Origin of the sequence: Aeromonas sp. PrichA-15, from assembly GCF_017939245.1 — a bacterium.
Classification (GTDB): Bacteria; Pseudomonadota; Gammaproteobacteria; order Enterobacterales; family Aeromonadaceae; genus Aeromonas; species Aeromonas caviae.
The window spans coordinates 1-452 of the sequence record NZ_JAGKRH010000248.1 but is presented as its reverse complement, the minus strand read 5'-3'; the positions used below and the strand labels follow the sequence as shown (position 1 = coordinate 452).

The following is a 452-nucleotide window of genomic DNA, read 5'->3' as shown; positions in this document are numbered from 1 at the left end:
ATGACGGTATAACCTGGCCAGAAGGAGGCAATATCAATATGATGCACGGCGACAGCAGGGTGATGGTGGTGGTGTGTTTGGAGACAACCAGTTTACCAGCACCCTGTCTGTCAACTTCCACTTTCCCAGGATCCCGCGAAGAACCATTTTTTCTCGGCGGTATGGTGGCTTTCGCCCCCTTCTTCTTCAGTAGCGCATGACAGGCCTTGGTGTCATACGCACCATCGGCGCTGACCTGTTTTATCTTGCGTCGTAAGGGGTTGAGCAACGTCGGTAACACCTCGTTATCCGCCACCGTCTCCAGGTTGACTTCGGCAGCGATGACCGCATGGGTTGTGGCATCCACCGCCAAGTGGAGCTTGCGCCACACTCGTCGCTTCTCCTTGCCGTGTTTGCGAATTTTCCATTCGCCTTCGCCATAGACCTTGAGGCCGGTGGCATCAATGACCAAG

General features: G+C 54.9%; 1 pseudogene. It reads right to left on the bottom strand.

The annotated features are described in order from the left end of the window. Window positions 1-145: 145 nt before the first annotated feature. Window positions 146-452 (bottom strand): annotated as a pseudogene (locus J9889_RS20570) (IS5 family transposase); the annotation flags it as partial.